General features: G+C 66.9%; 13 protein-coding genes. 8 read left to right on the top strand and 5 right to left on the bottom strand.

Features of this window, described 5'->3' with window-relative positions; genetic code table 11:
- Positions 1 to 114 precede the first annotated feature (114 nt).
- Complete coding sequence (locus DID96_RS02525) at positions 115 to 381, top strand: hypothetical protein (protein WP_124597687.1); 267 nt, start codon at positions 115 to 117, stop codon at positions 379 to 381.
- A gap of 46 nt (positions 382 to 427) precedes the next feature.
- Here the strand turns inward: DID96_RS02525 and DID96_RS02530 are convergent, their stop codons facing one another.
- Both DID96_RS02530 and DID96_RS02535 read right to left on the bottom strand, forming a co-directional pair.
- The gene (locus tag DID96_RS02530; RefSeq protein WP_124597688.1) at positions 428 to 1,741 is read right to left on the bottom strand and encodes an ATP-binding protein; all 1,314 of its coding nucleotides are present in this window, start codon (positions 1,739 to 1,741) and stop codon (positions 428 to 430) included.
- Positions 1,725 to 2,450 carry a response regulator gene (locus tag DID96_RS02535; RefSeq protein WP_124597689.1) on the bottom strand — a complete coding sequence of 242 codons (726 nt, stop codon included), beginning with the start codon at positions 2,448 to 2,450 and terminating at the stop codon, positions 1,725 to 1,727. Before DID96_RS02535 ends, DID96_RS02530 begins: the two co-directional genes overlap by 17 nt.
- Positions 2,451 to 2,673: 223 nt before the next feature.
- On the opposite strand from DID96_RS02535, the gene DID96_RS02540 reads away from it, so the two are divergent.
- The 5 genes from DID96_RS02540 to DID96_RS02560 all read left to right on the top strand — a co-directional run bounded on the left by DID96_RS02540 (position 2,674) and on the right by DID96_RS02560 (position 6,970).
- A complete protein-coding gene (locus tag DID96_RS02540; RefSeq protein WP_124597690.1) occupies positions 2,674 to 3,225 on the top strand; it encodes a periplasmic heavy metal sensor in 552 nt (183 codons plus the stop codon).
- 543 nt (positions 3,226 to 3,768) lie between these two features.
- Positions 3,769 to 4,545: an ABC transporter substrate-binding protein gene (locus DID96_RS02545; protein ID WP_148094497.1), complete on the top strand. Its 777-nt coding sequence runs from the start codon at positions 3,769 to 3,771 to the stop codon at positions 4,543 to 4,545.
- Positions 4,546 to 4,772: 227 nt separating this feature from the next.
- Positions 4,773 to 5,462: an ABC transporter permease gene (locus DID96_RS02550; RefSeq protein WP_124597692.1), complete on the top strand. Its 690-nt coding sequence runs from the start codon at positions 4,773 to 4,775 to the stop codon at positions 5,460 to 5,462.
- Entirely contained in the window at positions 5,459 to 6,172 is a 714-nt protein-coding gene (locus DID96_RS02555) for an ABC transporter permease (RefSeq protein WP_124597693.1), read from the top strand. Before DID96_RS02550 ends, DID96_RS02555 begins: the two co-directional genes overlap by 4 nt.
- Before the next feature lie 18 nt (positions 6,173 to 6,190).
- Complete coding sequence (locus DID96_RS02560; protein WP_124597694.1) at positions 6,191 to 6,970, top strand: ABC transporter ATP-binding protein; 780 nt, start codon at positions 6,191 to 6,193, stop codon at positions 6,968 to 6,970.
- A gap of 148 nt (positions 6,971 to 7,118) precedes the next feature.
- Here the strand turns inward: DID96_RS02560 and DID96_RS02565 are convergent, their stop codons facing one another.
- Positions 7,119 to 7,631, bottom strand: coding sequence for a GNAT family N-acetyltransferase (locus DID96_RS02565; RefSeq protein WP_124597695.1), 513 nt, complete (start codon positions 7,629 to 7,631; stop codon positions 7,119 to 7,121).
- Between the two features lie 130 nt (positions 7,632 to 7,761).
- Here DID96_RS02565 and DID96_RS02570 point away from each other — a divergent pair, with 130 nt between their 5' ends.
- A complete protein-coding gene (locus DID96_RS02570) occupies positions 7,762 to 8,691 on the top strand; it encodes a LysR family transcriptional regulator (RefSeq protein WP_124597842.1) in 930 nt (309 codons plus the stop codon).
- A 572-nt stretch (positions 8,692 to 9,263) separates the two neighbouring features.
- Entirely contained in the window at positions 9,264 to 10,337 is a 1,074-nt protein-coding gene (locus tag DID96_RS02575; RefSeq protein ID WP_185732156.1) for a porin, read from the top strand.
- Between the two features lie 258 nt (positions 10,338 to 10,595).
- Here the strand turns inward: DID96_RS02575 and DID96_RS02580 are convergent, their stop codons facing one another.
- A complete protein-coding gene (locus DID96_RS02580) occupies positions 10,596 to 10,934 on the bottom strand; it encodes a P-II family nitrogen regulator (RefSeq protein ID WP_006398637.1) in 339 nt (112 codons plus the stop codon).
- A gap of 65 nt (positions 10,935 to 10,999) precedes the next feature.
- Positions 11,000 to 12,733, bottom strand: a complete 1,734-nt coding sequence (locus DID96_RS02585) for an NAD+ synthase (protein ID WP_124597697.1) — start codon at positions 12,731 to 12,733, stop codon at positions 11,000 to 11,002.
- Between the last annotated feature and the right edge of the window lie 20 nt (positions 12,734 to 12,753).

The following is a 12,753-nucleotide window of genomic DNA, read 5'->3' on the forward strand; positions in this document are numbered from 1 at the left end:
CCGCTCGCGGCGCGCGGCACGAAACCGTGTGCGGCGTCAGCAGCGGGACACGGTGAAGCAGGTATGATCAGGGCTAGCCCCTACGGGGATCGTTCGACGAGCGGGAGGAAGGGAATGGCAGGAAACTTGGTGATCGTCTGCCGCGATCAGGATGCCGATGCGTTCTACGAGCTGATGCAGGAATACGGTTCGTTCCAGACGCGGCTGTCGTCGACGTCGTGGTACCTCAACATGAACATCGTGCCGGAAACGCTGCAGGAAGAGATCCTCGAGCGTCTCGGCCGGTACACGACCGTCTACATCTTCGAGGCCACGAGCGTGACCTACAACACGATCGACAGCAACGCAGCCGAGACGCTCGGCTCGCTGTTCGGCGAATGACGCGGCGTGGCGCCCCGCGCGGCCGCGCGGGCGCCATGCATGCCGCTCACGCGGCCTGCGCGTGCGTCTCGTCCTTCGGCACCACGTCGAACGGGAACGTCATCGCGACGCGCAGCCCCCCCTGGGGCCGGTTGCCGATCTCGCACGTCCCGCCCAGCCGCAGCACCAGCCGCTCGACGATCGCGAGCCCGAGGCCGCTGTGCCCGTTACCGCCGCGCGCAGGGTCGAGCCGGACGAACGGCCGCGTCGCGGCCGCGAGATCGCGCGGCGCGATGCCGCCGCCGTGGTCGCTGACCGCCAGCACATAGCCGGTCGCGGTGCGCGTGGTTTCGACGACCACGGGCGGCGCACCGTATGCGTGCGCGTTGTCGAGCAGGTTCGACAGGATCCGGTCGAGCGTCGCGGTCGGCAGCAGGAAGCCCGGATCCGCTGCGAGCCGGGTCTCGACGGTCGGCGCGTTCGGCGCCACCGCGCGATACGTGCGCGCGATCCGCTCGCAGGCCTGGTCGACCGGCACCGGGTCGCTGCGGTCGTGGCCGCCGTGCGCGAATACGAGGAACTGGTCGACGATGTGCGACATCGAATCGACGTCGCGCACGACGCCGTCACGCAGCCGCGCATCGTCCATCATCTCGGCTCGCAGGCGCATCCTTGCCAGCGGCGTACGCAGGTCGTGCGCGACGCCAGCCAGCATCACCGCGCGGTCGTTTTCGGCGCGCGACACCTGCTCCACCATCTGGTTGAAACCGTGCGTGAGCTGGCGCAGCTCGCGCGGCCCGTGCTCGCGCAGCGGCGGCACCGGCTGGCCGCGGCCGAAGCGCGCGACCGCGCGCGCAAGCGAACGCAGCGGCTGCTGCAGCTGCCAGGCCGCGAACAGCGCGGCGATCACGCCGGCCGAGAAAATCGTGCCCAGCCACAGCAGCATCCGGTCCAGCGAGCGCGGCGGCCGCAGCGGCTGCACGGGGATGACGATCCAGTTCGCGTCGGTCGGCTCCTTGACCCACAGCACCGGCGGATGGCCCGGCGCGCCGACCACGACGCGCGTGCCGGCCGGCATCCGGTCGCTCACGTCGTCGCGGAAACGCTTCAGGGACGGCGGCAGATTGCCGTCCTGGTGCGGGACATCGGGGCTGTCCGGCGGGACGAGCCGCACGCGCGACGGCAGCGGCTGGTCCGGCGTGCGGGCGACGTGCTGACGCACCGCATCGACGAGAAACGCGGCTTCCTCGACCGCGTAGCGCGTCTGCATGTGGTTGCGCTCGAGCCGAATCGCGAAATACCACGCGAAGTGCGACAGCAGCAGAACGCCGATGACGAGCAGCGACAGCCGGCCGAACAGCGAATCAATGGGTTTGCGCATGGGCCTCGCCGTCGGGCACGAACACGTAGCCGCGCCCGCGAACCGTCTGAATGAAGCGCGGCGTCGACGGATCCGTTTCCAGGATGCGGCGCAGGCGCCACACCTGCACGTCGATGCCGCGGTCGGTGCCGTCGTATTCGGGCCCGTGCAGCAGCTCGAGCAGCCGCTCGCGCGTCAGCGTGCGCAGCGCGTGGTTGACGAAGATCTTCAGGAGCGCGAACTCGCTGCTCGACAGCGTCGCCGGCTTGCCGTCGACCGACAGCGTGCGCCCCTGGAAGTCGAGCACGAAGCGGCCGAATGCGTACGGCTCGCGCTGCTCGGGCGCCGCGGCCGATGGCGTCGCGCGACGGCGGCGCAGCACCGCCTGCACGCGCGCGAGCAGCTCGCGCGGGTTGAACGGCTTGCCGAGGTAGTCGTCCGCGCCGAGCTCGAGCCCGACGATGCGGTCGACGTCGTCGGCACGCGCGGTGAGCATGATCACCGGGATGTCGTCGCCGGCCGCGCGCAGCTGGCGCAGCGCGGTGAGGCCGTCCACGCCCGGCATCATCAGGTCCAGCACGATCAGGTCGGGACGCTCGCGCTCGAGGCGCTTCTCGAGCGTCGCAGCATCGTGCAGTACGGATACCTCCATCCCCTGGCGCACGAGGTAGTCGCGCAGCAGGTCGCGGAGTTCTTGGTCGTCGTCGACGATGAGGATCTGGGTAGTCATGGCTCGAAGTTTACCGCGCGAGGGCGGCCGCAAAAAACGATACAAAGGGACGAAAGGGTTACTGCGGGTTACCGCGCAAGCGAACTGTAATGCACGGTAATTCCGCCGCCGGCTCACGTAACACCGGCCGGGACTCGCGCCGCTAACCTGCGTCTTACCGGATGCGACGCCCGGCTTCCCCGCCGCCGCATCGCCGGACCATTTGGATACAGGAGTTTCTGAAATGTATAAGAAGACGTCCCGAGTGGCCATTGCGGCCGCCACCGTGCTCGCTCTCGCGTTCGGCACCGCGCATGCCGCGCCCCCGGCCGACGCGCCGCCGCCGGGCGGCCCGGGCATGCACCAGATGCACGAGCACGGCGGCGGCCCGTTCGGCGCGATCCTGCGCGTGCACGACCAGTTGAAGCTCACGGCCGCGCAGGAGCAGCAGTGGCAGACCGCGGTCAACACGATGAAGCAGAACCGCGACGCGATGCGCAAGAGCCACGAGCAAATGCGCGAACAGTTCAAGGCGCAGCAGAACCAGCCGATCCTCGACCTGAACGCGCTGCATGCGGCGCACCAGCAGGCCGAGCAGCAGAACGCGCAGCTGCGCGAGCAGAGCACCGCCGCGTGGCTCGCGTTCTACAACGGCCTGAACGACCAGCAGAAGACGACGGTCAGCACCGCGATCAAGCAGCAGTTCGCGCGGATGGAGCAGCGCCACGAAAAGATGAAGGAGCGCTGGGAGCAGCACCGCCAGGCGGGCAAGGCCGCGTCGGCGCCGGCGCAGTAAGCCGGCCGGCCGCCGTACGCGTCCCGTGCTGCGGCCATGCGGACGTGGGCGAGCAGCCCGCGTCCGCGCACGCGCCCTCGCCCGTTCAGGCGAGATCGAACAGCAGCACCTCTGCATCGCGGCCGCGCGTGAACGCGACCGATTCCACCCCGCCGCTTCGCCACCACTTCGCCGCCGTTGATCAGCCCCGCTCGATCAGACCCTCTCGATCCGACCCGCTCGATCGGCAGCAGATACCGGATCGTTGCACCCATGAACCCAATTCCCGCCGATTTCGTTACAACCGAAGCGATTGCCGCAACGGCCAGAACGATCCCGGCCGGTTGCCGTCGTCCGGCACCAACGGATGTGCGGACAAGCGCGCCAATGCACTTTCCGGGGATCGCGTTCGGGTAAAATACCGCGCTTTTGGCGCCCGCCTATCCGGCGGTTGCCGCCGCCCGGACGCCGAACGACGAATTTTGGCTATCTAGAATACGGCGTGGCGCCCGGCCCTCGAGGCCGCGCGTGCCGCCCCGGCAAGTCAGAAACAAAAGGATGGAAATGAAGAAGGCCGCCCTGTGCGCCGCCCTCGCCCTCGTGGCGGGCAGCGCCTTCGCGAAGGAGTGGAAGACCGTGCGGATCGGCGTCGACGCCAGCTACCCGCCGTTCGAGTCGACCGCGCCGAGCGGCGAGATCGTCGGTTTCGACGTCGATCTCACCAAGGAAATCTGCAAGCGAATCGACGCCAAATGCGTGTGGGTGGCGCAGGACCTCGACGGGATCATCCCGGCGCTGAAAGCGAAGAAATACGACGTGATCGTGTCGTCACTGACCGTGACGGACAAGCGCCGCGAACAGATCGACTTCTCCGACAAGGTATACGACGCACCGGCGCGGATGATCGCGAAGACCGGCTCGCCGCTCGTGCCGACCGTCGCGTCGCTGAAGGGCAAGCACGTCGGCGTCGAGCAGGGTTCGACGCAGGAAACCTACGCGAAGGCGTACTGGGAGCCGCAGGGCGTGACGATCATTCCGTACCAGAACCAGGACCAGGTCTACGCCGATCTCGGCTCGGGCCGCCTCGACGCGGCGCTGCAGGACGAGTTGCAGGCCGACTATGGCTTCCTGCGCACGCCGCGCGGCAAGGGCTTCGCGTTTGCGGGGCCGGAAGTGAAGGATCCGAAGACGATCGGCGACGGCACCGCGATCGGCCTGCGCAAGGAGGATACCGACCTGAAGCTCAAGATCAACAAGGCACTGGCCGACATGCACAAGGACGGCACGTACGACCGGCTGTCGCACAAGTATTTCGCGTTCAGCGTCTACTCGGCCCGCTGAGATCCGGATGCGGGGCTCGCCTCGCGTCCGTGCAGCAAACGCAGTCAAACCAGCAGTCAAACCACGCGCCGCCCGCACCCTCGCCCGCCGCCCCCGCGGCAGGCGGGCCCGGCGCCCCCCGCCGGGGCGGACGGTCATGATACGCACGGGGCGTTCCGCGCAGCATGCGGGATGCGTCTTTCTCGGCGCACCCGGTGCGCCGTCAGGGACCACACCAGGGACCACATATGTTTCTTCAAGGCTACGGCCCGCTGATCTTCGCCGGCACCTGGCAAACCGTCAAACTGGCGGTGCTCTCGCTCGCGCTGTCGTTCCTGCTCGGCCTCCTCGGCGCGGCTGCGAAGCTGTCCCGCAACCGCTTCACGAGCGGTGTCGGCACCGTCTACACGACGCTGATACGTGGCGTGCCGGACCTCGTGCTGATGCTGCTGCTGTTCTACAGCCTGCAGATCTGGCTGAACCAGCTCACCGACCTCGCGGGCTGGGACCAGATCGACATCGATCCGTTCCTCGCCGGCGTGCTCGTGCTCGGCTTCATCTACGGTGCGTACTTCACCGAGACGTTCCGCGGCGCGTTCCTGTCGGTGCCGCGCGGCCAGCTCGAGGCCGGCAGCGCGTACGGGATGACGAACTGGCAGGTGTTCACGCGCGTCATGTTCCCGCAGATGATGCGCTTTGCACTGCCGGGCATCGGCAACAACTGGCAGGTGCTCGTGAAGTCCACCGCGCTCGTGTCGATCATCGGCCTCGCCGACGTCGTGAAGGCGTCGCAGGACGCCGGCAAGGGCACGCTGCGGTTCTTCTTCTTCACGCTGATCGCGGGGGCGATCTACCTGGCCATCACGACGATTTCGAACTTCGTGCTGATGTGGCTTGAAAAGCGCTATTCGACCGGCGTCCGCAAGGCAGACCTATGATCGACCTCATCCAAGAATACTGGCGCAACTATCTCTTCACCGACGGCTACCGGACCACCGGGGTCGCGATCACGCTGTGGCTGCTCGTCGTGTCGATCGGGCTCGGCTTCTGCCTGTCGGTGCCGCTCGCGGTCGCGCGCGTGTCGAAGAAGAAGTGGCTGTCGAGCGCAGTATGGCTCTACACGTACGTGTTCCGCGGCACGCCGCTCTACGTGCAGCTGCTGCTCTGCTACACGGGCCTCTACAGCCTGCAGGCCGTGCGCGGCACGCCGATGCTCGACGCGTTCTTCCGTGAAGGGATGAACTGCACGCTGCTCGCGTTCACGCTGAACACCTGCGCGTACACGACCGAGATCTTCGCGGGCGCGATCAAGGCGACCGCCTATGGCGAGATCGAGGCCGCGCGCGCGTACGGGATGTCGACGTTCACGATGTACCGCCGCGTGATCCTGCCGTCGGCGCTGCGTCGCGCGCTGCCGCTGTACAGCAACGAAGTGATCCTGATGCTGCACGCGACGACGGTCGCGTTCACCGCGACCGTGCCGGACATCCTGAAGATCGCCCGCGACGTCAACTCGGCGACCTATATGTCGTTCCACGCGTTCGGCATCGCCGCGCTACTCTATCTCGTGATCTCGTTCACGCTCGTGTGGCTGTTCCGCCAGGCCGAGCGCCGCTGGCTCGCGTATCTGCGCCCGCAGGGCAAGTAAGTTTCCGCAGGATTATTGATGAATTCCCAGACTCAAAAGCTCTTCGTCGACAACCTCCACAAGCGGTACGGCAGCAACGAAGTGCTCAAGGGCGTGTCGCTGAAGGCGAACGCGGGCGACGTGATCAGCGTGATCGGCTCGTCCGGCTCCGGCAAGAGCACGATGCTCCGCTGCATCAACTTCCTCGAGCAGCCGAACGCAGGCCGCATCGTCGTCGACGGCGAGGAAGTGCGCACGACCCCCGACAAGACGGGCGCGCTGCGCGCCGCCGAGCCGAAGCAGCTGCAGCGCGTGCGCACGAAGCTCTCGATGGTGTTCCAGCACTTCAACCTGTGGTCGCACATGAACGTGCTCGAGAACGTGATCGAAGCGCCCGTCAACGTGCTGAAGCTCGGCAAGCGCGAAGCCGAGGAGCGTGCGCGCGAGTATCTGGAAAAGGTCGGCTTGCCGCCGCGGGTCGAGAAGCAGTATCCGTCGCACCTGTCGGGCGGCCAGCAGCAGCGCGTCGCGATCGCGCGGGCGCTCGCGATGCATCCGGATGTGATGCTGTTCGACGAGCCGACTTCCGCGCTCGATCCGGAGCTCGTCGGCGAAGTGCTGAAGGTGATGCAGAAGCTCGCCGAGGAGGGCCGCACGATGATCGTCGTCACGCACGAAATGGGCTTCGCGTGCAACGTGTCGAACCACGTGATGTTCCTGCACCAGGGCCGCGTCGAGGAAGAAGGCGTGCCGGCCGAAGTCTTCGCGAACCCGAAGAGCGAGCGCCTGCGCCAGTTCCTGTCGGGCAGCCTCAAGTAAGCCGGGACGCCCGATCCCGCCGCGCCGCCGGGCGCCTCGCGGTTCGCCGCGCGGCGCCCGGTTGCGTTTACGCGCACTTGTTTGTGCTGTTTCGCGTTTTATGGTGCCTACGGGTGCTTACTGGCGCTCATTGGCGCTTATTGGCCTTCTACGCACGGTCGGACGGCGTGGCGTCCACCGGCGCCGCATCGGCGAATGCGCGCAGCGCATCGCCCGCGAGCCTGTAGCGCACCCACTCGCTTTGCGGCGCCGCGCCGACGCTCTCGTAGAAGCGGATCGCCGGTTCGTTCCAGTCGAGCACGCTCCACTCGAAGCGCCCGCAGCCCGCATCGACCGCGATCCGCGCGAGCGCCTTCAGCAGGCGCAGGCCGGCCCCTGCGCCGCGAAAGCGCGGCGACACGTACAGGTCCTCGAGATACAGCCCCTGCCGGCCGAGCCACGTCGAATACGAAAAGAAGTACAGCGCGAAGCCTGCCGGCTCGCCGTCGACCTCGCAGACCAGCGCGCGCGCCGGCGACGCTTCGCCGAACAGGCTGCGCTCGAGCGACGCGACGGTCGCGACCACCTCGCTCTCGGCCTTCTCGTAGACCGCCAGCTCGGTAATGAAACGCAGGATCAGCGGCACGTCGGCGACAGTGGCAGAACGAATGTCGATATTCACGGTATAGGCCCTCCCCGGCCGGCATGAAGCAAACGGCGGCGCCGCGCTAGCGCGCTGGCGCCGATGAAGACGTCATGCTACGTTCATCGTACTACTGCAGGAAGTGCAGTTTATTCAACCCTACATGAACATGATGCATCCCGAACTTCGCCGCCTCGACCTGAACCTGCTGCTCGTGTTCGACGCGCTGTACCGTCACCGTTCGGTCGCGGCGGCCGCGCACGAACTGGCGATGAGCCCGTCCGCGCTGAGCCACGCGCTCGCGCGGCTGCGCACGGCGATCGGCGACGCGCTGTTCGTGCGGCTCGGCAACGAGATGCAGCCGACCGTGCGCGCCGGCGACATCGCGGCATGGGCCGGCGACGCGCTCGACGCGATGTCGAAGGGGCTCGCGCGCGCCCGCCGCTTCGACCCGGCGCACAGCGAGCGCACCTTCGTGTTCGCGGCGACCGACTACACGGCGTTCGCGGTGCTGCCGGCGTTCATCGCGCGGATCCAGCACGTCGCGCCGCAGCTGCGGATCCGGGTCGTGCACTCGGACCGCAAGATCTCGACCGACGAGCTCGCGGCCGGTCGCATCGATTTCGCGCTCGGCTACCACGAGGAATTCGCGGCCGACACGCCGGGCATCGAGGATTTCGACTGGTTCTCGGACGACTACGTCGTGATCGCAAGCGCCGATCATCCGCAGATCCGCCGCCGCGTGACGCTCGAGCAATACCTCGCGGCGCGCCACGTGGTCGTCACGCCATGGAACGAGACGCGCGGCGTCGTCGACTACGTGCTCGACCGGCTCGGCCTCGCGCGGCAGGTCGCCGTGCTGCTGCCGACCGTGCTCGCCGCACCGTTCATCATCGCGGAGTCAGCACTCCTGATGACCTTGCCGAACCGCGCAGCGCAGGTGCTGCACCGCGCGGCGCCCATCCGCGTCTTTCCAGCGCCGTTCGAGATCCCGCGCTACACGCTGAAGGTCTACTCGCATGCGAAGCATGCACGCACCGATGCGCACCGCTGGATTCGCGCGCAACTGCTTGAAGCAAGGCCGGACGATCTCGCGTAGGCGGGCGGCGCCGGCGCCGGCTGGCTGTGTCGGGCGTCCGCGCCAACGTCGGCGCACTCGCAGGCATGGCATCGGGTCGCGCGCCAATTATTACGAAATGCTTACCAAAACCAGCGCACCGCCCTTTACGCCACGCTTTCCCCAGCGTCAATAGTGGCAATCCTTGACGCAACTTCCCGCAAACCGTGTCTCCCTTGCCGGACAAGGCTTTCACGGCAGTCCGCGGGGCCGCTGCGCGCTGTTGCGCGCCGTGTTGCATGGCAATTTGGCGACACGTGTTAGTCAAACAACGATTTCCATCGCCACAAAATTGTATTTTTGCTAAATTAGTAACCAAAGTAGCAAAATGAAGTTCATGAAATGTAGTTTTGTTTCATAACACAACAAGGAGACCCCGCAGGCCGACCCGGCTCCGCGGGCCCGCTCAACGGCAACCCCGTCCGCTTGCCTGCGCGCCAAGTCCACCGCCTTTGCGCGAGGTCTCCCTGGTTATCCCGCTTTTGTCCGGTGCCCGTGCTTCGGGCATCTCGTGCAGTTCTGGGTTGACTTTTTGACAGGGTATGGAGGAGATGATGAAGAAAGCTTTGGTCGCCGCAGCGTTGATGGCTGCTGGAGTCGCCGCTCACGCGCAAAGCAGCGTCACGCTGTACGGCCGCCTGGACGCCGGCATCGAGTACTTGAACGGGATGCAGAACGGCTCCCGCTGGCGCGCGGAAAGCGGTGACTGGGGCACGAGCCTGTGGGGCCTGAAGGGCGCCGAGGACATCGGCGCCGGCAACAAGGTGGTCTTCCAGTTGGAAGGCAGCTTCGACACGATGAGCGGCGCGGGCCCGGGCGGCGGCAGCCTGTGGAATCGCTGGGCGACGGTCGGTATTGCGAACGATACGTACGGTACGCTGCTGCTCGGTCGCGAACTCGCGATCGCGAACGGCGTGTGGGACTTCGACCCGCTCGGACAAACGGCGTGGTCGAGCGCGTCGCTGGTGCGCGGCCGCAACTGGAACAAGACGAGCAACAACATTTCGTACCAGTCGCCGAAGCTGTACGGCTTCGACTTCTATGGCCAATATGCGCTGTCGAACGCGACGAACTGGAACGGCAACGGCACGACCGGCCAGGGCCGCAGCGTCGGCGGCCAGCTGACCTACACGACATCGCTGTTCCAGCTGCGCGGCATCTACGACGAAGCGCGCAACCCGGCGAACGGCAAGCTCGACGACGTGTTCAACTACTCGCGTGAATACTTCGCGGGCGCGAACGTGTTCCTCGGTCCGTTCAAGCTGCAGGCGGCTTACCAGACGTCGCACGCGGACGCAGGCCCGGCAGTCAACAACGGCATCACGTCGACGCAGCAGGTCTGGGGCGGCGTGACGTGGCAAGCGACGCCGGCGGCTGCGCTGATCGCGGCGGTCTACCACGTGAACGCGAACCACGGCGGCGGCAACGCGAACATCTACACGCTCGGCGGCACGTACAACCTGTCGAAGCGCACGCTGCTCGACTTCCAGGTCGCAACGGTCCGCAACAGCAAGACCGCGAACTTCGGCCTGAACGCGAACGGCGCCGGCACCGACGTGTCGACGGGCAACCCGAAACAGGGCGGCAGCCAGACGGGCGTCTACGCGGGCATCCAGCACCTGTTCTGATCCGCGTTCGGCTCACAGAATCAATTCGACAAGTTTTCCACGCTGCTGCGAGAGGCGCGTATCGGTGCGGTACCCGACAGGGTATCGCACCGTTTTTTATTGGCGGCGGATGTCGACATCCTCGCGTGGACGTGCCGGCGAGCCAAAGCCGGCACGTCCACGCGCCGGCCTGCTTGATCGCGCCGGATGCGATCCCGGCGCGCGGGCCGCTCAGTCAGCCGCTCAGTCAGCCGCTTACACGACCACTTAGACAGCCACTTACACGGCCGCTTCGTTCTCCTCGCCGGTGCGGATGCGGATCACGCGCTCGACGTCCGACACGAAGATCTTGCCGTCGCCGATCTTGCCCGTGCGCGCGGCGCCGATCACCGCGTCGATCACCTGATCGACCTGCGCTTCCGCGACGACCACCTCGATCTTCATCTTCGGCAGGAAATCGACGACGTATTCGGCACCGCGATACAGCTCGGTGTGCCCTTTCTGGCGGCCGAAGCCCTTCACCTCGGTCACGGTCAGGCCCGTCAGGCCGACCTCGGCGAGCGCTTCGCGGACTTCGTCCAGCTTGAACGGCTTGATGATGGCGGTGATGCGTTTCATGATGGTTGTCCCTCGATGCTCGTTTGGATGAAAAGACGTGGCCCCGATTCTACGCCGCGCGCGGCTCAATCGAGGCTTTCGGTAAAGCGCGACGTGATCGGGTAGCGCCAGTCGCGGCCGAACGCGCGATGCGTGACGCGGATCCCGATCGGCGCCTGGCGCCGCTTGTATTCGTTGATCTTGATGAGGCGGGTGACGCGCTGCACGTCGGCCTCGGCATAGCCGGCCGCGACGATCTCGGCGAGCGGGCGGTCTTCCTCCATGTACATCCGCATGATCGCATCGAGCACGTCGTATGGCGGCAGGCTGTCCTGGTCGGTCTGGTTCTCGCGCAGCTCCGCGGACGGCGCACGCGTCAGGATCCGCTCCGGAATGATGTCGCGCGTGCCGTATTCGGCGGCCGCGTTGCGGTAATGGCAGAGCCGGTAGACGAGCGTCTTCGCGATGTCCTTGATCACCGCGAAGCCGCCCGCCATGTCGCCGTACAGCGTGCAGTAGCCGACCGCCATCTCGCTCTTGTTGCCGGTCGTCAGCACGATCGAGCCGAACTTGTTCGACAGCGCCATCAGCAGCGTGCCGCGGATGCGCGCCTGGATGTTCTCCTCGGTCGCATCCTCCGCGCGCCCCGCGAATTCGCCCGCGAGCGACGCGCGGAACGCGTCGAACATCGGCGCGATCGCGATCTCGTCGTAGCGCACGCCGACGCGGCGCGCCATGTCGGCCGCGTCGGTCGTCGAGATGTCGGCGGTGAAGCGCGACGGCATCATCACCGCGCGCACGCGGTCCGCGCCGAGCGCGTCGCATGCGATCGCAAGCACCAGCGCGGAATCGACGCCGCCCGACAACCCGATGATCGCGCCGGGGAAGCCGTTCTTGCCGATGTAGTCGCGCACGCCCATCACGAGCGCGCGGTACACCTGCGCCTCGAGCGGCAGCTCGGGCGCAATCGCCGCGGCGAGCGGCCGCGCGCCGTCGAACTCGACGATCGCATGACCTTCGTCGAACTGCGGCATCTTCGCGACCAGCTCGCCCGCCGCATCGAGCACGAACGAGCCGCCGTCGAACACCAGCTCGTCCTGCGCGCCGACGAGGTTCACGTACACCATCGGCAGCCCCGTCTCGCGGATGCGCGCGCGCAGGATGTCCATCCGCACCGCTTCCTTGTTCATGTGATACGGGGAGCCGTTCGGGATCAGCAGCACCTGCGCGCCGGCCGCCTTCGCGATCTGCGCGGCCGACGCATGCCACGCGTCTTCGCAGATCATCACGCCGTACTTCACGCCATTCAGCTCGAACACGAGCGGCTCGGCGTCGGTCGCGAAATAGCGCTTCTCGTCGAACACCTCGGCGTTCGGCAGGTCCTGCTTGCGGTAGGTGCCGACGATCTCTCCGCCGACGATCAGCGACACCGCGTTGTAGGTATCCGACGGCGGCACGCCGCGCTCGATCGGACGGTTTGCATTACCATCGACGCCTGACGAACCCGCGTCGCCGGTATTGCCTTCGCCGCCCGCACCTTCGCCGGCCGAACGCAGCGGATGGCCGACCAGCACCGCGAGCCGGTCGAATGCCTTCAGCTCGGCTGCAAGCGTGTCGAGCGCGGCCGCCGAAGCCGCGTAGAACGCGGGCCGCAGCAGCAGGTCTTCGGGCGGATAGCCTGACAGCGCGAGTTCGGGAGCGATCATCAGCTGCGCACCATCGTTGTGCGCGGCACGCGCGGCCGCGACGATACGCGCGACGTTGCCGGCGAAATCGCCGACGGTGACGTTGATTTGAGCGAGAGCGATACGGGTCTTCATGACGGGATCGGCGCTGCCCG

It is taken from the genome of Burkholderia sp. Bp8963 (assembly GCF_003854275.1).
Classification (GTDB): domain Bacteria; phylum Pseudomonadota; class Gammaproteobacteria; order Burkholderiales; family Burkholderiaceae; genus Burkholderia.